Raw genomic sequence first — 21,402 nt, forward strand, 5'->3', positions numbered from 1 at the left:
CCATTCGGCTGGCGGCACCATAAAGCAGCGGGACTGGCTTGAGAAGGCGACTAACGGATGCGGCCTAACCCCGCCCGTCCACTGTCGGCCGCCAAACCAGCAGCCTGCGCTCAACCAGCGTCACCCCGAAATCGATCAGGATGACGAAGGCCGATAGCACGAACATCCCGGCAAACACGCCGGCAACGTCGAAGACGCCTTCGGCCTGCTGGATCAGATAGCCGAGGCCTGCCGCCGATCCCAGATATTCGCCGACGACGGCGCCGACCACGGCGAAGCCGACCGAGGTATGCAGTGACGAGAACATCCACGACAGCGCCGACGGCCAATAGACGTGCCGCATCAACTGCCCCTCGCTCATGCCGAGCATGCGGCCATTATCGAGTACGGTGCGGCTGACCTCCTTCACGCCCTGGTAGACGTTGAAGAACACGATGAAGAAGACGAGCGTCACCCCAAGCGCGACCTTGGACCAGATGCCGAGGCCCAGCCACAGTGCGAAGATCGGCGCCAGCACCACGCGCGGCAGGGCGTTGACCATCTTAACGTAGGGATCGAATACCGCGGCGACCAGCGGCTGGCGCGCGAACCAGAAGCCGACCAGGACGCCGCCGAGCGATCCGATCACGAAGGCCAGCAGCGACTCCATCAGCGTGATCCAGAGATGCTTCCAGATCACGCCGGAGGCAAACCATTTGACGATCTGCTCGAACACGTCGACCGGGTTCGAGAAAAAGAACGGCGGCAGCAGGATTTTGCCGAACACCGGGACGCTGGAAAGCACCTGCCACAGCAGGAGGCCGACCACGGCGACCAGCAATTGCAGCGAGAGCAGCGTGAGGCGCGACATCAGACCGCCTCCGCCGCTTGCGTCGACTGCGCGTAACCCTTCATCACCTCGTCCTTGAGCACGCTCCAGATCTCGCGATGCAGAGCATGGAACTCCTTGTCCAGCCGCACCTCGAAAATGTCGCGCGGGCGGACGAGCGGCACGCGCCAGTCGCCGATGATGCGCGAGGACGGTCCCGCCGACATGATCACGACGCGGTCGGCGAGCGCGATCGCCTCTTCGAGATCATGCGTCACGAACAGCACGGCCTTGCGGTCGGCATTCCAGAGGTCGAGCAGCAGATTGCCCATCACCTGGCGGGTCTGCGCATCGAGCGGGCCGAACGGCTCGTCCATCAGCAGGATTTTTGGATCGCGGATCAAGACTTGCGCCAGCGCCACGCGCTTGCGCTGGCCGCCGGAGAGCATGTGCGGATACCGGTTGGCAAAGGCGCCGAGGCCGACCGAGGTGAGCCATTTCTGCGCCTGCGGCAGCGCCTCGCTGCGCGGCGTGCCCCTGATTTCGAGCCCGATCGCGACATTGTCCAGCGCCGTCTTCCAGGGGAACAGCGCGTCGGCCTGGAACAGGTAGCCGGCGTCCCGGTTCAGTCCCGTAAGCGACCGATCGAATACCTTGACGCTGCCGGCAGCGGGCTTGAGCAGCCCCGCCGCGACATTGAGCAGCGTCGATTTCCCGCAGCCGGTCGGGCCGACGATAGCGACGAACTCGCCCTGCGCGACCGCAAGATGGGCCTTCTCCACCGCCGTGTAGACCCGCCCGTCCCCCAGCCGGAACGCAACCTTGGCATCTTCCAGCGCCACCGCCGTGGGCGTTGTCATGTGTTTCCTCCGAACCCCGGACGATGCCTTAGCCGCTCACGCGGCGAAGTTCAATCAAGGCGCCAAGCATGCTACGCATGGGCCTTGCCGCCCCTTTACCCTCGCTCGAGCCCATCCGCGATGCCCTCCAAGCCGGCGATCAGCTACCGAAAGGTCACCAGGAGCTTCGGCTCCCTGAAGGCCGTGGACGACGTCTCACTCCACATCGCCGAGGGCGAGTTTCTGGCCATTGTCGGCGGCTCGGGCTCGGGCAAGACCACGTTGCTGCGGCTCGCCAACCGGCTGATCGAGGCCGACGACGGCACCATCACGGTTGAAGGCGACGACGTCCAAAGCATCGATCCGGTCGCTCTGCGGCGCCGGATCGGCTACGTCTTCCAGAGCGGCGGCCTGTTTCCGCATCTGAGCGTCGCCGACAATATCGGGATCACCCCAAAGCTGCTCGGTGCGCCCGCAGCCGAGATCGCGGCGCGCGTCGACGAGCTGATCGAGCTCGTGCAGCTCGATCGTGCCGCGCATCGCGACCGGTTGCCGGAGGCGCTCTCGGGCGGGCAGCGACAGCGCGTCGGCGTGGCGCGGGCGCTGGCGGCACGCCCGCGCATCGTGCTGATGGACGAGCCATTCGGCGCGCTCGATGCCCTCACCCGCGACGCACTTGGCGAGGATTTTCGCGGGCTGCACCGCAAGCTCTGCCTGACCACGGTGATGATTACGCATGACATGACAGAGGCGATCCTGCTCGCCGACCGCATCGTGGTGATGCGCGGCGGAAAGCTACTGGCGCAGGGCACACCGGCAGAGCTGTCGAACAGCAGCGACGCCTATGTGCTCGAGCTGTTGCGCACACCGCGACGCCAGGTCGAGCGGCTGAACAAGCTCTTGCCGCAGAGCGGTGCCGCATGATGGCAGATCCGCGCTGGGGCGAAGCGCTGTCGCATTTGCCCGACTATCTCGGCAACCACGTACGGGTGAGCCTCGCCGCGCTCGCGCTTGGGCTGATCGTCAGCCTGCCGTTGGCAATCCTCACGCGCAACCGCCCGGCGCCGCGCACCATCCTGCTTGCGCTCGCCAGCGTCGTGCAGACCGTGCCGGGCCTGGCGCTGCTCGCACTGTTCTATCCGCTGTTGCTGCTCGCTGCCTCCGTGACTCTGAAATGGTTTGGCGTCTCCTTCTCCGCGTTCGGCTTCCTGCCCGCGATGCTGGCGCTGGCGCTCTATTCGATGCTGCCGGTGCTGCGCAACGGCATCACCGGGTTGAACGGCATCGACCCCGCGCTGATCGAAGCCGCCAAGGGCGTCGGCATGACCGCGCGGCAGTCGCTTGTCATGGTCGAGCTGCCGCTGGCGCTGCCGGTGATGATGGCCGGCATCCGCACCGCGGCGGTTTGGGTCATCGGCACCGCGACGCTGTCGACACCAATCGGGCAGACCAGCCTCGGCAATTACATCTTCGCCGGGCTTCAGACCCAGAACTGGGTGTTCGTGCTGTTCGGCTGCTTTGCCTCGGCCCTGCTGGCACTCGCCGTCGACCAATTGCTCGGCCTGATCGAGAGTGGCCTGCGCCGCCGCAGCCGCTTGCGCAGCGGGCTAGGCGTCGTAGGCATTTTCGCGCTCGTGGCGGCGACGCTGGTGCCGACCATGGGGCGCTCGTCGTCCGGCTATGTGGTCGGCGCAAAAACCTTTGCCGAGCAATACGTGCTGTCAGCCCTGCTCAGGGACCGCCTCGAGGCAGCCGGCCTCTCCGCCACTGCGCGATCGGGGCTCGGCTCGAGCGTGATCTTCGAAGCGCTGAAGGCCGGCGATATCGATCTCTATGTCGATTATTCCGGCACGCTCTGGGCCAACCAGCTTCACCGCACCGACATCAAGCCGCGCGCGGAGCTGGTGGCGGAGTTGAAGACGGCGCTCGCCAAGGACAACATCACCCTGCTCGGCGAGCTCGGCTTCGAGAATGCCTACGCGCTGGTGATGCCCAGGAAACGCGCCGACGTCCTTGGTATCCGCACCATCGCCGATCTCGCCGCGCACGCATCGACGATGTCGATCGCCGGCGATTATGAATTCTTCTCGCGACCGGAATGGGCGGCGCTGCAAAAAGCCTATGGTCTTCAGTTCAGCGTGCAGCGCCAGATGCAGCCGGACTTCATGTATGCGGCGGTTGCCAGCGGCGAGGTCGACGTGATCGCCGGCTACACCAGCGACGGACTGATCGCGAAATACGATCTGGTGGCGCTCGACGATTCCAGGCACGCGATCCCGCCCTACGATGCCATCCTGCTGCTGACACCGAAGCGCGCCGGCGACGCGCGGCTCAAGGCGGTGCTGAGCCCGCTGCTCGGCAAGATCGACATCGCCACCATGCGCGAGGCCAATTTGCGCGCCAGCGGCAATGACGCGAATTCGTCACCGGATGCCGTGGCCAGATGGCTGTGGAAGAAGATCGGGCAGCAGTAGAGCAGAGTTGAGGGGGTGACGCGCGTCGGGGACCACGGCCACCCCCTCTCGCCCGTCTCTGGAGGAAGAGAGGGCAAAGCATATTTCAGTTCACGCCCTCACCTCCTGCCGCTGGAACAGCACGTAGCCAAACGCGAACAGCACGATCGTGCCCGCGACGAGGCCGACGGTCTGCGGCCATGCGATCATGATGCTTTCGCCGAACGGGAGCGGCGCGCCCATGACGGCGCCGCGGATCTGGTCGAGGAAGACCGGGCCGAGCGTACGCGTGGTTGGCGACAGCACGGCGAGCATCGCCTCGCCGAACAGATCGTTGGGTGACAGCCGCAGCAACTCCTGGGTCCAGACCACGGTCGCCGGGTCGTTGAGCCCAAGCAACGCGTAGCGCGGATCGGCTGGCGCGATCGCCTGCGCAACGGCCGGGGCCAGCATCGGCCAGAGCAAAGTGAGGAATAGCCAGATGCCGAGCGAGACCAGCGCCGCCGTCGCGGGCGAGCGCAACACGATCGAGAGCAGCATCGCAAGCGACAGCCAGACCCCCGCGTAAAAGATCGCCACCACCAGGAACACCAGCGAGCGCGCGACCTCCTCCCCGCCGGGCGGCACACCGAGAAAGATCAGGCCGAGGCCGATCACCAAAAGCCACAATGCGGCAAGGCTGATGCCGATGGTGGCAAGGGCTGCGAGAAACTTCCCCATCAACAGCGCATCGCGATAGATCGGCTGCGCCAGGATACGCGACAACGTCCGCCGGCTGTGCTCGCTGTTGACGGCGTCAAAACCAAGCCCGATCGCCATCAGCGGAATGAGGAATCCAAGGACCGCGACAAAGGACGGCAGCGGCGCATGGTTGATGGTGAAGAGCCGCAGCAGCAGGAACGGATCTTCGGCCGTGTTCTGCCGCAAGCTGTTGATCGCCTCGTAGAGCGCGGCCAGCGCCGTGAAGACGATGAGCAGCTCCAGCATCAGCATGCGGATGCTGGAGATGTGATCGGCGAGCTCCTTCACGAAGACCGTGGACAAGCCCTGGAAAGGTGAACCCTCACGCCGCATGACGAACGTCTCCCGTGGGCCGGGCCTGGAAATATCGTGCGTAAATCACCTCAAGGCTCGGCTCATCGACTGACAATTTGCGCAGCGCGCCATCGACCGCAACGACGGCGCGCGCCGCATCCGGCCGCACATCGCGCTCCGCTGTCATGCGGAAGCGATCGGTGGCAAGCGTCTCGACCTGGGTCACGCCGGGAATCATCGCCAGCCGCCGGGCGATGCCGAGACCTTCTGCCTCGACTTCGACGACGAAACCGGCGCCGAGTACCTTGATCGCGAGTTCCGGCACCGAGCCCATCAGCACGATGCGGCCAGCCTGGAACAGCGCGACGCGATCGCAGATGCGCTGGACCTGGTCAAGCATGTGGGAAGACAGCAGCACCGTGATGCCCTCGGCCTTCAGCTCCCCGATCAATCCGAGGAATTCCTGTGTCGCCTGTGGATCGAGCCCGGACGTCGGCTCATCGAGAATCGCGATCTCGGCGCGCTTGACAATGATCTCGGCGAGACCGAGCCGCTGGCGCATGCCGCGCGAGAAGGTCGCGACCTGCTTCGAGGCAACGTTCGACAGGCCTACGCGCCACAGCGCCGCCTCGATCCGCCGTGCGCGCTCGGCGCGCGGCAGGCCCATCAGCTTGGCGGTATAGGCCAGGTTTTCCGTGGCCGTCAGTTGATCGTAGAACCCGACGGCGTCCGGCAGATAGCCGACACGCCGCTTGACCTTCAGCGGCTCGCGCGCCGGGTTGAAGCCCAGCACGCTGACCGCACCGGACGAGATCTCGGTCAGGCCGAGCATCATCAGGATCGTCGTGGTCTTGCCGGCGCCGTTCGGGCCAAGCAGACCGAACACCTCGCCGCGGACGATGTCGAAATCGATGGCGTCCACGACCGCGGTGCTGCCGTAGCGCCGGGTCAGGCTGCGCGCGCCGATTACGGTATCGCGCGTCTCTGTCTGGTTCTGCCGATCTCTCATCGCCGTCCGAACCTCGCAACTGCGCCCAGCATCAAGAGCAGCGCAACACCGATGACACCGGCACCCGCCATGCCCCACACCGTCGAGGTGCCGACGGTGACACGGAACTGACTCGAAGCGTTTTCGCCACGCGAGCTGGCCCTGATCGAGGCTTGGTAGTCGCCGGCCAGAGACTTGTCGCTCGGCGTGATCAGCGCCTGCACCTCGCTGTCCTTGCCGGGCACGAGGCGTTCGATGGTCGCCGGCTCGAACGTCACCTTCCAGCCGCTCGGCGCAGTCCCTGCGAGCGAGATGTTCTCGGCCGGCGCCGTGCCTGTGTTGGTCACCACGATCGGGATCGAACTCTGCTTGCCGGCGACGGCCCGTGCACTCAGCAAACCGTCGCGACCGGAGACCTGGAGCTGCGGCTGGCCGACAACGTCGAGCGCGAGCTCGGTCGAGGCCGAGGCGTCTTCCGCCTTTACGGTGACCTTCACAGGGAAATGACCGGCATCGATCGTGCTCGGCGGCCGCACCTTGAGCTTGATGTCCTTGGACTGGCCGGCATCGATCGGAATCGAGGACAGCTCCTGCGTGCCATAGGCCTCGGTGAAAGAGGTCTCGAAATTCGCCGGCGCCTCCGCACCGAAGCTCGCGACCAGGTTGCGCCCCGAATCGTTCTTGATCGAGAGTGTATAGTCGAAATTGGATTTGGGGCTGCCGCGCAGCGACGGCAGGCTCGATTTCACGCTGAGTTTTGCAGGTAGCTCCTTGGCGAGCGAGATCGCGATCGGCAATTCGGCACTCGTGCCCTGCCCCTCGGCCTTGACCGTAAGCGTGTGCGCGCCGAGATCGCTTCCGGCGGGAATATCGAGCCTGAGCTGCAATGCGACGCTGGCGTCGGGCGACGGCATGGCCGCACCGACCGGCTGTCCGCCGCCGAGCAGCGTCGCGGTCCAACCGCTCGGGATGCCTGTGACTGAAAGCTGATAGCGCTCCGGCGACAGGCCGTAGTCCTGAAGCCGCAGCGAAATGTTGGAAGTGGTGCCGGGCCGCACGGTGACCGCCGGGTAGTCGGTCATGAGATAGAGGCCCTTGATGTCATGCGCGGGCTCGGCGGCACAGACGGCGGGACTGATCAGCATCAGGGCAAATGCAAGACGCGCAACAACAAGCGCTCGCATGGACAATACTCCTGCAAGGAAGGTGGACGGGCATCGCGCCGCCGGAATGACGGTGGTGGCGGCGCGTCGAATGATGGCCGAAATCGTGACAAAGTTTTGGAGCCGAAGCGCCGTTCCGGTTACAAGTCGGTGATCGACGGCCTTTTCGACTGAGACTTTAGTTTGAAATTGCAGCACATGAGCCGAAGATTAAAACATCGTAATACGATATATCTGGGACATGATGTGGCGCGACTGCAATGACGTCCATCGATGGAAGCAGGCGGACAGCAGAGCGTCGACGGCCCGGCCTCTCGCCCTCCTCCGAACGATGGATGCGATGAAAGACGATGCCGTCTAAGGGTACGTTCGACAAACCGCCAACCCGGGAGAAGCAATTGGCAATTTCAGTGAAACAAATGCTGGAGGCGGCCAACGCCGCCGTACCGAAGATCACGCCGGCCCAGGCAAAGGAGATGATCGAAAACGGCGCGCTCGTGCTCGACGTGCGCGATGCGCTGGAAATCGAGAAAAGCGGCAAGATCCAGGGAGCACTAAATGTCTCCCGCGGCATGTTGGAGTTCCGCGCCGATCCGGACTCGCCCTATCACGACAAGACCCTCGCCAAGGACAAGAACGTGATCCTCTATTGCGCCTCCGGCGGTCGTTCCGCGCTGGCCGGCAAGCTGCTCCAGGATATGGGCTACGCCCATGTCTACAACGTCGGTGGCTTCAAGGATTGGGTCGACTCCGGAGGCGCCATCGAGAAGGCGTAGCAAAGCTGGCGGTGCGGGGAGGCACGCCGGCATGGCGAGATAGCATCCGGCGCCGGCTAACCTTCTCCCGCAGCCAACAGCATTAGGCCTTCGACTGGTTTCACAATTACAGCCCGTGGATCATGCCCGCATTGATCAGCAGCCGGTTCAGCCGCCGCGCTTCGGCTCCGTCCTTGCAGCCGTAGAACATGCCCTTGCAGCGGAGCATGATCTCTTTCTGCTCGGCAAACGACGGATCGAGCGGGATGCCAGCGGTTTCCTGGATCACCAGCGGCAGATAGGGACCGTCGATCGTGTCCATCACCGCGTCACTTTTCACCGGCTCGAAATTGACGGCGTCGATCGCGTAATAGGTCGCGTAAAGGCGCGGATCGTAAGCGTCGAGCTTCTTGCCGATGGCGCCTTCATCGAGCCCGGGCTCGAGCAGATTGGGCGCGAATTCGGGCTGGTGATCGCCATAACGCGCGATCAGGAAGGGCTCGCCCGGGAAATTCTTCTTCAAGCCGGCGACGAAGGCCTTGTACTGGTCGGCACTCATCGCCTGCCGGCGCAGATATTCGTCGATGGAAGCCACATTGCCCGGTGCGCGCCAGTTCGGCATTAGATCGGGGCGGAAGCGCGTCTCCCAAGGGAAATGATTGGCGCCGAGATAGATGAAGGTGAACAGCGGCTTGTTCGGTGGCTGCTGTCCCATCAGCCGCAGCGCCTTGTCGTAGAAGAAGCTGTCGGGTTCGACATCCTTGGCGCCGAGATCCCTTGAATCGAGAAAGCGCTCGACGCCGGTCGTCATCTGAAAACTGCGGGCGCCCATGAAGCCGCCATAGGCGGGATAGAGCGACATCGTATCGTAGCCGCAGCGGCGCAGCGCCAGCGGAAGCCCGCGTTCGACGCGCCCCGAGGCAATGCGCGTCACGAAATAGGCGAAGCGGCCGAACGAGCGCGAGGAGAGACCGGCGAGCACGTTGTATTCTGTGAACCAGCTCGGCCCGCCATTGCTCTCGGCCAGGAATGTGCGCTCCTTGCCATCCCAGGATTTGAAGTGGCTGCCGTAACCTTGTGGCACCTTGATGCCCTGCGCGGCACGGATGTCGAAGCTCGATTCATCATGGATCATGACGATGTTCGGCCGGCGGCCGGCAGGATGACAGGCCTCGACCAGCGGCATGTTGAGCCGCTCGTCGGTCGAAGCCGCCGACTCCATGAAGCCGTACTGCACGAAATCGGAAACCGCAGTGACCCCGGAGCGGAAGAACTTCGAGAGATAGCCGTCGTCGTAATAGCCGCGCCAGGCCTCGTCCGGATGATAGACGGAATAGCCGACCAGACCGGCGAGACACGCGAGCATGGCGGCAAGCGCTGGCAGGCGGCGGATACGAAATGGATCGAGCCACCACAGCGCATACATCAAAGGCAGCGTGACGAAGCCGGCCCCGATCACCGACCAGCGCAGGTTCGGGAAGATCGTGAACAGGAACGCGACCGTGTCGCGGTCGATCATCATCAGGTCGATGAAGTTGACCGTCATCTGGACGACGTCGTGCTTGAGCCTCGACAGCAGCACGAGCACGACAACCATGGTCAGCGACAGCGCGCCGGACAGCGCCGGCCGCCGCAGCAGCGTGATCCAGAAGAAATTGAGGATGCCCCAGGCAAGAGCGAAAGAGAGGCGCGAGCCGAAATCGGTCTCGGTCTCGTACATCAGGGCAAGCGCTGCGAGATGGGGCGCGGCAACCGCAAGGAGACGCCAGACGCCGAGCGCGGTGACGCTCGCCATTACGGCGGTGGCAGCTGAAGGACCTGGATTGGGCGCGGACGCCATCGACGACACGCAACAGCTGGTCCGGCGCGGTGATGCCAAGCCGTCGAACTGGCCTGCGGCGTTCGGCGCAGCCGGAAAGCCTGCACCGTGTCATAAAACTGTAATGGAACGGTCACGGACAAGCAACGCGTGCAGCGATCCGACCTTCGCTTAATGTTAGCAGGCGGACAATAAGTCGCCGGCCGGCCGCCGGTCCTGCTCATTTGAGCCGGTCGCCTCGCCCGCCTGGCCCCGTTGGCTGGAGGCCTTCCATGCGGACCAGCCGGGCAGAACTACATGGGCGGCCGTGGCAGGCTGAGCGATCGACTCAGCCCTGAGGCAGCAGCCCGAGCCGCTTGGCAATGATGCGGTCGACCGTGCGCTTGGGCAGCGCCGTGGTCATGAAATGCCGCAGCCGGTTTGGCGCGATCTGGTAGCGCACCTTGGGCCTCGCAGCGGTGAGCGCCTTGAACACGACCTCCGCGATCCGCTCAGCCGGCAGGCCGGTCTCGCCGAGCTTCATCATGAACGCCAGGACCTTCTTGAACGCAGGCAGATAGGGCGAGTTCTGGTAGACCGAGAGATCGATCTGTTCGGCCTTGCTCCAGATCGGCGTCTTCACCGCGCCGGGGGCGACAATGATGACGTCGATTCCGAACAACATCAGTTCGCGGCGCAGGCTCTCCGACAGCCCTTCGATGGCGTGCTTGGAAGTGCAATACGGCGCCGACAGCGGATTGCCATTCTTGCCGGCGACAGAGCTGATCATGACGATCCGTCCTTTCGGTCCCTTCAGCGAGGGGTCGGCGCCAAGCAGCGGCCCGAAAGCCTGCGTCGCGATAACAGGGCCGATGACGTTGATATCCATCTGGCGGCGGAAATCATCCGCAGACAATTCGAGGACCGGCCCTCCGACAGCGATGCCGGCATTGTTGACGAGACCGGCCAGCGTCTCGCCGCCAAGCGCCTCGCGCACCTGCCGCGCGGCGGCCAGCACGGCGGCCTCGTCGGTGACGTCGAAGAGTAGCGGCGTGAAGTTCACGCCGAACTCACCCCTCAGCCGATCGGCGTCGATCTGCTTGCGGACGCTGCCGAAGACGCGATAGCCGCGTCCGATCAGAAATTTCGCAATGGCCCAGCCAATGCCGGTAGACGCGCCGGTGACGACGACGGATCGCATGGTAATTCCCCCTATAGCCCCGGCGATCATGTAGGACGAGGCCGCGCCGGCGCAATGCCGCCCAGTTCTCAAGCCGCGCACCGATGATCGTTTCCAAGACCACACCGCGCTGCAAGAAGGCGCGGCAGGTGTCGATTCTTAAGATGAAGCAGTGTGCGAACGTCGAAAATGCGGTTGATTGCGCGATGAGAGCGCAGATGAAGAGCCGAATCCTAGACTCTGAGGACACAGCGCTTTTGGCGATCGCGGGTTTTGAAAAACGTCGCGATTCCAAGAATGTGGTTTAAGCGTCAGTTCTTGGTGCTCTAGGAGCACTTCAACTCGCGAAGAATTTGAATGAAGCAGCCATGCTTCGCGCGAGATGATAAAGAGCGAGACCGCTGTCCGCGATCTCGCTCAGATATAGTCGCGAAGATTTAAGATTTGGTTTGGCGAGCGAGGCTTTTTGTTTTCGCATCCGCGTCCCAAACGTAGCGCGTCAGCGACACGCTACGTTTGGAGAATAGCGACTTAGTTCTTCGACTTGTCGACCAGCGCGCCCTTCTTGATCCAGGGCATCATGTCGCGGAGTTTCGCGCCGACTTCCTCGATCGGGTGCTGGGCGAGCTTGGCACGGGTTGCCTTGAACGAGGTCTGGTTGACCTTGTTCTCGAGCATCCAGTCGCGGGCGAACTTGCCGCCCTGGATGTCGGCGAGAACGCGCTTCATCTCGGCCTTGGTCTCGGCGGTGACGATGCGCGGACCGGTGACGTACTCGCCATACTCCGCGGTGTTGGAGATCGAGTAGTTCATGTTGGCGATGCCGCCTTCATAGATCAGATCGACGATCAGCTTCACTTCGTGCAGGCACTCGAAATAGGCCATCTCCGGAGCGTAGCCGGCTTCGACCAGGGTCTCGTAACCGCCCTTGATCAGCTCGACCAGACCGCCGCAGAGCACGACCTGCTCGCCGAACAGGTCGGTCTCGCACTCTTCCTTGAAGGTGGTCTCGATGATGCCGGCGCGGCCACCGCCGACAGCAGAGGCGTAGGACAGGCCGAGGTCATGGGCGTTGCCCGAGACGTCCTTGGCGATCGCGATCAGGCAGGGCACGCCGCCGCCGCGCTGATACTCCGAGCGCACGGTGTGGCCGGGGCCCTTCGGCGCGATCATCAGCACGTCGAGGTCGGCGCGCGGGTCGAGCAGGTTGAAGTGGACGTTGAGGCCGTGCGCGAACACGAGGGCGGCCCCCTTCTTCATGTTGTCGTGCAGGTGCTCGCGATAGATGTCGCCCTGGAGCTCGTCAGGGGTCAGCATCATGACGAGGTCGGCCCATTTGGCGGCGTCGGCGACTTCCATCACCTTGAAGCCGGCGGCTTCCGCCTTCTTGACCGAGCCCGAGTCCCTGCGCAGCGCAATCGCCACCTCCTTGACGCCGGAGTCCTTGAGGTTGAGCGCGTGGGCGTGGCCCTGGCTGCCATAGCCGACGATGACGACCTTCTTGCCCTTGATCAGGTTCAGGTCGGCGTCGCGATCGTAATAAACACGCATAGTCGTTTCCTCGCTCAGGGCCAGAATCGGCCGATAGTCAGTGTCCGAAGGGTGAAATTTGCGGATTTCGGGGGCTGTCTAGAGCATTTCGGCCCCTTAGGGAAACCCGTTTCTGCATGGAAATCCGCGACATCATGCATCCACGAAAACGGGGTAGAGGGAGGCGAGCAGCAGGAGCGCCATGACGATATTGAAGGCGCGGACCAGCCGCTCCGAGATCAGCACCGGTCGTAGTGCAGTGCCGAAGAACGCCCAGACCACCGTCGAGACCGTGCCGACCAGCAGGCTTATGAGGGTCTGGATGGCGATGTTGATCGGGAACTGGGCAATGGCCGCATAGGCCGTGATGGTGCCGATCACGATGACCCAGCCCTTGGCGTTGATCCACTGGAACATGGCGGCGCCCCAGAAGGTCATCGGACCACGGCCATCCGCCTCGCCCGGCTTGGCCGGGCCTAAGAAGGCGATCACTACGGCGAGGTAAATCAAATAGACCGCGCCGGCATATTTCAGGATGATCTGGAGGATAGGATAGGTCAGGAAGACGGTGCCGAGCCCGAGGCCGACGGCGCCGACCATGAAGGCAAAGCCGAGGACGACGCCAAGGATATGGGGGATCGTGCGCCGGAAGCCGTAGGTCAGGCCCGAGGCCAACAGCATGATGTTGTTAGGCCCGGGGGTGAAGTACATCACCACCATGAAGGCGAGAAAGGCGTAGAAGAGCGAGTAGGCCATATTCACCTCACGCGGTCTTCGCAAGCGGCTGCGGCCGCTTGACCAGCACCATCACCGCGATGCCACCGATTACAGTCAGCATGCCGGCGAGGCGCAGCGGCCCGAACCGCTCGCCAAACACGATGCTGGACGCGGCCGAACCGACGAACGGCACGAGCAGCGCGAACGGCACGACCTGGGCCGCCGGATAATCACGCAGCAGCCGGCCCCACAGCCAATAGGCGATGCTGGTGGAGATGGCGCCGGTCGCCAGCAGGCAGATCAGGCCGGTCAGCGACATATGGATCAGCGACTGCCAGGTCGGCGCCGGTCCGTTGACGACCAGCGTGAGCGCGAACAGCGGCACCGCGGTCGCGAGGCACAGCCAGGCGAACAGATCGAACATCGGCACACCGCGGGCGCCGCGTAGCAGGATGTTGCCGACGGCAAAGCTGACCGGCGCGATCATCAGCACGGCAAAGGCAGCGACGCTGAAATCATAGCCGACTGTACCGCAGATCATCAGCAGGCCGACGGCTGCGATGACGACGCCGAGCGTCTGCACCGGCGTCGGCCGCTCGCCGAATGCGATCGCGGCAAAGCCGATCGTAAAAAGTGCCTGGCTCTGCACGACAACGCTGGTCAGCCCCACCGGCACGCCATGCGCGATCCCATAGGCCTGGCTCAGGAACTGGCCGAGAAACAGCGTAAAACTGATCGCGATCAGGAGCGACCAGCCGACCTTCGGCTTGGGAATGAACAGGCACGGCACCGCGGCGATGCCAAAGCGCATCGCCGTCATCAGCTCCGGCGAAAACTCGTCGAGCGCAATCCGGCTCGCTACGAACGCAAGCCCCCAGATGATCGCCACCAAAAGGGCGATGAGAATGTCGGCCGGCTTCATTGTTGTTTCCGGTTTTGCCTTGTCGTGCAGCCCTGCTTGTCGTTCTGGGCTGGCCCTGCTCGCCGGCCTCTACGTGGAAGGATTGGGTTTGCGCACGAGATAAGTGCCGTGCATCGGCGCGTGATAGTCGGCCGAGACCAGCGTGAAGCCGACGTCGGTCAGCATCCGCTCCATCACCCAGCCAAAGGTGGAATATTCGTCGCGCATATGCGTCACCACGCTCTCGTGCGAAAAATCGTGGTTCTTGATGTGGTAGTCGGCCCATTGCTCGACGTCGCGCTCGACGGCATCGGGCATGGACGCGTAGACGATGTCGCGCAGGTAGAAGGTCGCACCGGGTTTGAGCGCGCGAAAAATCCGCGACATCGCCACCGCCTTCCAGAAATCCGGCAGATGATGCAGCGTGAACTCGCTGACGATCAGATCGTAGGAGTCCGGCCGGTAGGCGAAGCTAAGCAGGCCGGCCGACTGCGTGCGCAACGGCGCCTTGCGGTCGCGGGCGTAGATCTCGGCGAGCGCCAGCATCGCCGGCGAGATGTCGATGGCATCGACCTCGGCGCCCATTAGCGCGGCTTCGGTCGCCAGCACGCCGTTGCCGCAGCCGATGTCGGCGATACGCCAGCCGCGCTGGACTCCGAGCATTTTCAGCGCGGCGCGCGCCCGCAAATCGGCATCATCATGGGCGTCGTAGATCGACGCCACCGCGGGCTCGATCCCCATCCGGTTCCGCTCGTTATAGTACCAGTCGCGCGCCAGCATGATTCACATTCCTTCAGGCCCGCGACCGATCGCGGCCACGCCGGTGCGCGACACCTCGACAAGGCCGAGCGGGCGCATCAGATCGATAAACTGGTTGATCTTGTCCGTATTGCCTGTGATCTCGAACACAAAGCTCTCGGTGGTGGCGTCGATCACGCGGGCGCGGAAGGCGTCGGCGAGCCGCAGCGCCTCGACGCGATGCTCGCCCTGCCCGCACACCTTGACCATCGCCAGCTCGCGCTCGATCGAGCGCTTGGTCTGGGTCATGTCGACGACGCGGTAGACCGGGATCATGCGGTCGAGCTGGTGCTTGATCTGCTCGATCACCATCGGGGTCCCCGTGGTGACGATGGTGATACGCGAGAGATGCTTCTGGCTCTCGGTCTCGGAGACCGTGAGGCTCTCGATGTTGTAGCCGCGTCCGGAGAACAGGCCGATGACGCGCGCGAGCACGCCCGGCTCGTTCTGCACGAGCACCGACAGCGTGTGCGTCTCGTTGGGATCGTGGCGGTCCTCGATGAAGTAAGCGGATGCGGGCTGGTTCATGATCGTCCCCTGTTGTCTCTGCCTCACGCCATTGCTGGCGCGTCCGTCCCGACCCAATGGCGGAACAGATCGAAATCGATATTGCCGCCGGACAGCACGAGACCGACGCGCTTGCCGGAAGGTGAGCTCCCGCGCCCCGCTCTTCGCGGGGAGAGGGTTGGGGTGAGGGGCTGCTTCCGCGCAAACGGTGAGAATTCGGCTCGCGGAGAGTCCCCCTCACCCGGATTGCGCTCACGCGCAATCCGGCCTCTCCCCGCAAGCGGGGAGAGGCGAAGAAGGCGCGCCCGTCGCTGCTGCGTCATCGCGCTCACACCAGCGCCTTGCCGCCGGCGAACGCCTTGGCCGTGGCCTCGTCATTCGCCTGCTCCGGCAGCAGCATTTCGTTGTGCGCCTTGCCGGAGGGGATCATCGGGAAGCAGTTTTCCAGCGCGGCGACACGGCAGTCGAACAGCACCGGGCGCTTGACCGAGATCATCTCCTGGATGGCGCCGTCGAGATCGCCGGGCTTGTGCACCTGGATGCCGACCCCGCCATAGGCTTCCGCGAGCTTGACGAAGTCCGGCAGCGCCTCAGAATAGGAATGCGATAGCCGGTTGCCGTGCAGCAGCTGCTGCCACTGCCGCACCATGCCCATGTACTGGTTGTTCAGGATGAAGATCTTGATCGGCAGCTCGTACTGCACCGCAGTCGACATCTCCTGCATCGTCATCTGCACCGAGGCGTCGCCCGCGATGTCGATGACGAGGCTGTCCGGATGGGCAACCTGCACGCCGACTGCGGCCGGCAGGCCGTAGCCCATGGTGCCGAGACCGCCCGACGTCATCCAGCGATGCGGCTCCTCGAAGCCGAAGAACTGCGCCGCCCACATCTGATGCTGGCCGACCTCGGTGGTGATGTAGGTATCCCTGCCGCGCGTCGCCTCAAACAGGCTCTGGATCGCGTGCTGCGGCAGGATGATATCGTTGCTCTTCTTGTAATAGAGCGAGTTGCGGGCGCGCCACTGCGCGATCTGCTGCCACCACGCCTTGATGTCGGGCTTCTTCGCCTCGGCCTTGAACACCTGGAGGATGTCGCCGAGGATATTGGCACAATCGCCGATGATCGGCACGTCGACGCGGATGTTCTTGTTGATCGAGGACGGATCGATATCGATGTGGATCTTCTTCGAGTTCGGCGAGAACGCATCGACACGACCGGTGATGCGATCGTCGAAACGCGCGCCGACGCACAACATGACGTCGCAATCATGCATGGTCATGTTGGCTTCGTAGGTGCCGTGCATGCCGAGCATGCCGAGCCAACTCTTGCCCGACGCCGGATAGGCGCCCAGGCCCATCAGCGTGGACGTGATCGGAAAACCGGTCACCTCGACCAGCTCCCGCAGCAGCTTGGTTGCCTCGGGACCCGAATTGATGACACCGCCGCCGCTATAGATCACGGGACGCTTGGCGCCCGCGAGGAGTGCCACGGCCTTGCGGATCTGCGTCGCATCGCCCTTCACGCGCGGCGCGTAGGAGCGGTGCACATCGGACTTGCGCGGCGGATGATAGGTGCCGGTCGCGAACTGCACGTCCTTGGGCACGTCGACCAGCACCGGGCCGGGGCGGCCGGTGGTCGCAACGTAGAAGGCCTCGTGCAGCACTTTTGCGAGATCGTTGACGTCGCGCACCAACCAATTGTGCTTGGTGCAGGGGCGCGTGATGCCGACCGTGTCGCATTCCTGGAATGCGTCGTTGCCGATCAGATGCGTCGGCACCTGGCCGGAGATGCAGACCAGCGGGATCGAATCCATCAGCGCGTCGGTCAGCGGCGTCACCATGTTGGTAGCGCCGGGGCCGGAGGTCACCAGCGCAACGCCGGGCTTGCCGGTCGAGCGCGCATAGCCCTCCGCGGCATGGCCCGCGCCCTGCTCGTGGCGAACCAGGATGTGCTGGACTTCGCTCTGCTGGAAGATCTCGTCGTAGATCGGAAGCACGGCGCCGCCGGGATAGCCGAAGATGTCGGTCACGCCGTGATCGATGAGCGCGCGGACGATCATCGCGGCGCCGGTCATCTGGTTCGGATCGTGGCTCTTCTCGCTCATTGGCTTTGCTCCGGATGCGCTGTTGTCAGCGGCTTCGTTCGTGTCGGGTTCGGGAAATAAAAAAGGCCCCGAAGAGGGACCCTGCACACCGCCTGTCGTGTGGATGGCAGCTAGCCACCCCCGGCGGTGTGCCTGGGTACGACGGCGATAAGGATTTTGGTAATAATGTTACGCATGGCAGGCGCTCGACTTCCCAAAGGTTGCGCGAAACATAGCGGCCAAAGCCCGGATGTCAAGGCAATGCGGCCGTTCCTGCGCGATTTTGGCAGTGTAGCGGGGTTCCCGAGTTCCGGCGAGAGGTAAATTCGGGAACTCAGACACAAAAGCGAGTCAGCCGGGATCCTGCGCCGCTTTCGCAGCGGACGCGAGCCAGCTCCTCGCCTCCTCAGGCTTCACCCATTCGAACTCCGGCAATTGGTGCCGAAACCAGGTGAATTGCCGCTTGGCATAGTGGCGGGTGTCGGCGCGGCCGACCTTGGCGGCCTCCTCCAGGCTAAGCTCGCCGCGCAGATGCCGGATCAGGGCCGGCACGCCATGGGCCTTCATGGCCGGCAGCAGCGGGTCGAGGTTTCTGGCGGCGAGCTGCTCGACCTCGGTCAGGGCGCCGGCGCCCAGCATGACGTCGAACCGGGCGTCGATGCGGGCATAGAGCTCGTCGCGCTCGGACGCGAGAAACACCGCGCGAAAACTGTCCTTCGGCAACAGCGGCGGCTGGCCTTCGTGGTGCCAGTCGAGCAGCGAGCGCCCAGTCGCCTCGACCACTTCGAGCGCGCGCGCAATTCTCGTGCGGTCGCGCAGGTTCAAGCGTCCGGCCGCGCGCGGGTCGCGACGCGCGAGTTCTGCATGCAGCGCCTCGACGCCGTCCTGTTCCAACCGCGCGCGGACGCCCTCGCGGATCTCTGCGGGGATCGGCGGCACCACCGAGAGACCCGCCGTCAGCGCTTTGAAATACAGCCCGGTGCCGCCAATGAAGATCGGCAGGCGGCCTTCGGCCTGCGCTTCTTCGAGCGCCTTCGCGGCATCCGCCACCCAGGCACCAGCCGAGAAATTCTCGGCCGCATCGACATGGCCGTAGAGGCGATGCGGAACGCGCGCCTCGTCATCCCGCGTGGGGCGAGCGGTGATCGTACGAAGGTCGCGATAGATCTGCATGGAATCGGCATTGATGACGATGCCGTCCACGCTCAGCGCGAGCTCCAGCGCCAGCGCCGACTTGCCGCTGGCGGTCGGGCCTGCGATAAGCACGGCCTTGCTCGAATGCCTCTCGCTCACGAAAACCTCAAATGTCCCTCGTCGCCACGCTGATCTGCAACCCAAACAATCCCGCGCTCGATAGCACCATCGTCGACGGCGCCCGCGCCGTGCTGCCGCAGGCAGCACCCGCGCACTGGCTGTTCGACGAGGTTGCGGTCGACATTCCCTTCGGCGCCGACAGTAACCTCGAAGGCGACCGTCACGCCATCGAACAACGGTTGCGCGAGCTTCGCGGCGACCTGCCCATCGACATCGTCGTGCAGCCAGTCGGGTTCCGGCGCAAGAAGCTTTTTCTGGCCGACATGGATTCCACCATGATCGGCCAGGAATGCATCGACGAGCTCGCCGATCTCGTCGGGATGAAGGCCCATGTCGCAGGCATCACCGAACGCGCGATGCGCGGCGAGATCGAGTTCGAGCCGGCGCTGCGCGAACGCGTGGCGCTGCTGAAGGACCTTCCCGCTGGCGTCGTCGACGAGGTGCTGGCCAAGCGTATCACGCTGACCCCGGGTGGCCGCGAATTGGTCGCGACCATGCGCGCGCACGGAGCCTATACCTGCCTCGTCTCCGGCGGCTTCACCCTGTTCGCCAGCGCGGTCGCCGCCAAGATCGGCTTCCAGGAGAACCGCGCCAACGAGCTCGTCGTGCGCGACGGCAAATTCACCGGCGAAGTGAAGGAGCCGATTTTGGGCCGCGCCGCCAAGCTCGCGACGCTAGTGGATTTGATGGAGTCGTTCGATCTCGACGACATCGACTCGGTCGTCGTCGGTGACGGCGCCAACGACCTCGGGATGATCCAGGCGGCGGGGCTGGGCGTGGCGTATCATGCGAAGCCGGCGGTCGCCGCGGCTGCCGCGGCACGGATCGACCACGGCGATCTCACCGCGCTGCTCTATGCGCAGGGATATCGGCGCGAGGAGTTCGTGGAGGCCTGACAACTTCTCCGCCATCATGCCCGGGGCTTGTCCCGGGCATCCACGTTGCGGTCCGTCCGCGTGGCAAAGCCGTGGATGGCCGGGTCAAGCCCAGCCATGACGAGGAGTGAGAGCGCCGCTTACTGCACGCTCAGCGCCACGAACCGCAGCTCGCCGTCGCCGTTGGACACCAGCAGGAGCACGGATTTCTTGCCGTCCTTCTTGAGCTGGTCGACCCGCTTCTGAATGTCGGCGCCGCTCGCAACCGCTTCCTGCGCGACTTCGACGATAACGTCGCCGGCGGAGAGCCGCTTCTCGGCGGCATCCGAATTGGCGTCGACATTGGTGACGACCACGCCCTTGACGGTGTCCTTGATCTTGTAACGCGTGCGCAGATCCTTGTTCAGCACGGCGAGATCGAGGCCCAGCGCCTTCTGCGTCACGGGCTTCTCGGGCGGCGGCTCGTCGGTCTTCACGGCGGCCTGGACCTTGTCGGGATCCTGCAGGCGGCCGAGTGTAACCTTCTTGGTCTGCTCCTCGCCCTTGCGGATGACGATGACATCCACCTCCTTGCCGACCGCCGTGTCGGCGACGACGCGGGACAGATCCTTCGGGTCCTTGACGTCCTTGCCGTCGAACTTGACGACGACGTCGCCCGGCTCGATCCCGGCGGGCTTGGCCGGGCCTTTGTCGTCGACGCCGGCCACCAGCGCGCCGCGCGCCGGCTTGATGTTGAGGCTCTCGGCGATCTCGTCGGTGACGCTCTGAATGCGCACCCCGAGCCAGCCGCGGCGCAACTCGCCGAACTGACGGAGCTGGTCGACGACGCCCGCAACCGTCTTCGACGGCACGGCGAAGCCGATGCCGATCGAACCGCCGGAGGGCGAGATGATCAGGGTGTTGACACCGACGACGTCGCCATCGAGGTTGAACAGCGGGCCGCCGGAATTGCCGCGGTTGATGGCGGCATCGGTCTGGATGTAGCTGTCATAGGGCCCCGAGGAGATGTCGCGGTTCTTGGCCGAGACGATGCCCGCGGTCACGGTGCCACCGAGGCTGAAGGGGTTGCCGATCGCGACCACCCAATCGCCGAGGCGCAGCTTGTCGGAATCGCCGAACTTCACCGAAACAAGCGGCTTCGGCGGCTTGAACTTCAGCACGGCGAGGTCGGTCTTCTTGTCGACGCCGACCAGCTCGGCCTTGATCTTGGAGCCGTCGTTGAGGATGACGTTGATCTCGTCGGCATCCGCGATGACATGGTTGTTGGTGACCACGACGCCGGAGGTGTCGATGATGAAGCCGCTTCCGAGCGAGTTGGTCTTATGGGGCGGCCCGCCGCCGTTGTCGCCGCCCTTGCCGCCGCCGGGGCCTTTGCGGTTCTTGAAGAAGTCGTCGAAGAATTCCTCGAACGGCGAGCCGGGCGGCAATTGCGGCATGGTGTTGCTGCCGCCACCCTTGGCTTCGACGGTCTGCGAGGTCGAGATGTTGACGACCGCGTCGATCACCTTCTCGGCGACATCGGCGATGCCCTCCGGTCCGCGCGCATAGGCCGCCGAACCGAAAGTGCTGACAGCGCCGATGGCGAGCGCGGCCAGCCCAAATCGCAAGCGGGTCGGGACAATGGTGGCAGCGATCATTGTGGTCTCCAGAGAATAAGG

The 21,402-nt window shown here is 64.2% G+C and carries 19 protein-coding genes; 4 read left to right on the forward strand and 15 right to left on the reverse strand.

Features of this window, described 5'->3' with window-relative positions; all coding sequences use genetic code 11:
• Nucleotides 1-64 precede the first annotated feature (64 nt).
• Complete coding sequence (locus JJE66_RS00660) at nucleotides 65-850, reverse strand: ABC transporter permease (RefSeq protein WP_200512209.1); 786 nt, start codon at nucleotides 848-850, stop codon at nucleotides 65-67.
• Nucleotides 850-1,668: an ABC transporter ATP-binding protein gene (locus JJE66_RS00665; protein WP_200512210.1), complete on the reverse strand. Its 819-nt coding sequence runs from the start codon at nucleotides 1,666-1,668 to the stop codon at nucleotides 850-852. Before JJE66_RS00665 ends, JJE66_RS00660 begins: the two co-directional genes overlap by 1 nt.
• A 120-nt stretch (nucleotides 1,669-1,788) precedes the next feature.
• Between JJE66_RS00665 and JJE66_RS00670 the strand changes: the two genes are divergently transcribed.
• Complete coding sequence (locus tag JJE66_RS00670; RefSeq protein WP_200512211.1) at nucleotides 1,789-2,571, forward strand: ABC transporter ATP-binding protein; 783 nt, start codon at nucleotides 1,789-1,791, stop codon at nucleotides 2,569-2,571.
• Nucleotides 2,568-4,121 carry a glycine betaine ABC transporter substrate-binding protein gene (locus JJE66_RS00675; RefSeq protein ID WP_200512212.1) on the forward strand — a complete coding sequence of 518 codons (1,554 nt, stop codon included), beginning with the start codon at nucleotides 2,568-2,570 and terminating at the stop codon, nucleotides 4,119-4,121. The genes JJE66_RS00670 and JJE66_RS00675 overlap by 4 nt, the downstream gene beginning before the upstream one ends.
• Nucleotides 4,122-4,211: 90 nt before the next feature.
• Here JJE66_RS00675 and JJE66_RS00680 read toward each other — a convergent pair whose 3' ends face one another.
• The 3 genes from JJE66_RS00680 to JJE66_RS00690 are packed head-to-tail and all read right to left on the reverse strand — an operon-like array spanning nucleotide 4,212 to nucleotide 7,307.
• Nucleotides 4,212-5,174, reverse strand: a complete 963-nt coding sequence (locus tag JJE66_RS00680) for an ABC transporter permease (RefSeq protein WP_200512213.1) — start codon at nucleotides 5,172-5,174, stop codon at nucleotides 4,212-4,214.
• A complete protein-coding gene (locus JJE66_RS00685) occupies nucleotides 5,164-6,144 on the reverse strand; it encodes an ABC transporter ATP-binding protein (RefSeq protein ID WP_200512214.1) in 981 nt (326 codons plus the stop codon). The genes JJE66_RS00680 and JJE66_RS00685 overlap by 11 nt, the downstream gene beginning before the upstream one ends.
• Nucleotides 6,141-7,307: an NEW3 domain-containing protein gene (locus JJE66_RS00690; RefSeq protein ID WP_200512215.1), complete on the reverse strand. Its 1,167-nt coding sequence runs from the start codon at nucleotides 7,305-7,307 to the stop codon at nucleotides 6,141-6,143. Before JJE66_RS00690 ends, JJE66_RS00685 begins: the two co-directional genes overlap by 4 nt.
• A gap of 377 nt (nucleotides 7,308-7,684) precedes the next feature.
• Between JJE66_RS00690 and JJE66_RS00695 the strand changes: the two genes are divergently transcribed.
• Nucleotides 7,685-8,062, forward strand: a complete 378-nt coding sequence (locus tag JJE66_RS00695) for a rhodanese-like domain-containing protein (protein ID WP_200512216.1) — start codon at nucleotides 7,685-7,687, stop codon at nucleotides 8,060-8,062.
• A 106-nt stretch (nucleotides 8,063-8,168) separates the two neighbouring features.
• Here the strand turns inward: JJE66_RS00695 and JJE66_RS00700 are convergent, their stop codons facing one another.
• The 9 genes from JJE66_RS00700 to miaA all read right to left on the reverse strand — a co-directional run bounded on the left by JJE66_RS00700 (nucleotide 8,169) and on the right by miaA (nucleotide 18,848).
• Nucleotides 8,169-9,881 (reverse strand): sulfatase-like hydrolase/transferase, encoded by a 1,713-nt coding sequence (locus JJE66_RS00700; protein WP_200512217.1) that lies wholly within the window; start codon nucleotides 9,879-9,881, stop codon nucleotides 8,169-8,171.
• Between the two features lie 307 nt (nucleotides 9,882-10,188).
• Nucleotides 10,189-11,040, reverse strand: a complete 852-nt coding sequence (locus JJE66_RS00705) for an SDR family oxidoreductase (protein WP_200512218.1) — start codon at nucleotides 11,038-11,040, stop codon at nucleotides 10,189-10,191.
• A 510-nt stretch (nucleotides 11,041-11,550) separates the two neighbouring features.
• Complete coding sequence (gene ilvC / locus JJE66_RS00710) at nucleotides 11,551-12,570, reverse strand: ketol-acid reductoisomerase (protein ID WP_200512219.1); 1,020 nt, start codon at nucleotides 12,568-12,570, stop codon at nucleotides 11,551-11,553.
• A gap of 132 nt (nucleotides 12,571-12,702) precedes the next feature.
• Nucleotides 12,703-13,305, reverse strand: a complete 603-nt coding sequence (locus tag JJE66_RS00715) for a LysE family translocator (RefSeq protein ID WP_200512220.1) — start codon at nucleotides 13,303-13,305, stop codon at nucleotides 12,703-12,705.
• A 7-nt stretch (nucleotides 13,306-13,312) separates the two neighbouring features.
• On the reverse strand, nucleotides 13,313-14,188 hold the full coding sequence (locus tag JJE66_RS00720) for an EamA family transporter (RefSeq protein WP_200512221.1): 876 nt from the start codon (nucleotides 14,186-14,188) through the stop codon (nucleotides 13,313-13,315).
• Nucleotides 14,189-14,257: 69 nt separating this feature from the next.
• A complete protein-coding gene (locus JJE66_RS00725) occupies nucleotides 14,258-14,947 on the reverse strand; it encodes a class I SAM-dependent methyltransferase (protein ID WP_200512222.1) in 690 nt (229 codons plus the stop codon).
• A 3-nt stretch (nucleotides 14,948-14,950) separates the two neighbouring features.
• Nucleotides 14,951-15,493 carry an acetolactate synthase small subunit gene (ilvN, locus tag JJE66_RS00730; RefSeq protein WP_200512223.1) on the reverse strand — a complete coding sequence of 181 codons (543 nt, stop codon included), beginning with the start codon at nucleotides 15,491-15,493 and terminating at the stop codon, nucleotides 14,951-14,953.
• Nucleotides 15,494-15,800: 307 nt separating this feature from the next.
• On the reverse strand, nucleotides 15,801-17,576 hold the full coding sequence (locus tag JJE66_RS00735) for an acetolactate synthase 3 large subunit (protein WP_200512224.1): 1,776 nt from the start codon (nucleotides 17,574-17,576) through the stop codon (nucleotides 15,801-15,803).
• A gap of 330 nt (nucleotides 17,577-17,906) precedes the next feature.
• Nucleotides 17,907-18,848, reverse strand: a complete 942-nt coding sequence (gene miaA, locus JJE66_RS00740) for a tRNA (adenosine(37)-N6)-dimethylallyltransferase MiaA (RefSeq protein ID WP_200512225.1) — start codon at nucleotides 18,846-18,848, stop codon at nucleotides 17,907-17,909.
• A gap of 11 nt (nucleotides 18,849-18,859) precedes the next feature.
• Between miaA and serB the strand changes: the two genes are divergently transcribed.
• On the forward strand, nucleotides 18,860-19,765 hold the full coding sequence (gene serB, locus JJE66_RS00745) for a phosphoserine phosphatase SerB (protein ID WP_200512226.1): 906 nt from the start codon (nucleotides 18,860-18,862) through the stop codon (nucleotides 19,763-19,765).
• A gap of 119 nt (nucleotides 19,766-19,884) precedes the next feature.
• Here the strand turns inward: serB and JJE66_RS00750 are convergent, their stop codons facing one another.
• A complete protein-coding gene (locus tag JJE66_RS00750) occupies nucleotides 19,885-21,381 on the reverse strand; it encodes a Do family serine endopeptidase (RefSeq protein WP_200512227.1) in 1,497 nt (498 codons plus the stop codon).
• Between the last annotated feature and the right edge of the window lie 21 nt (nucleotides 21,382-21,402).

The organism is Bradyrhizobium diazoefficiens, assembly GCF_016612535.1.
GTDB classification, from domain to species: domain Bacteria; phylum Pseudomonadota; class Alphaproteobacteria; order Rhizobiales; family Xanthobacteraceae; genus Bradyrhizobium; species Bradyrhizobium diazoefficiens_C.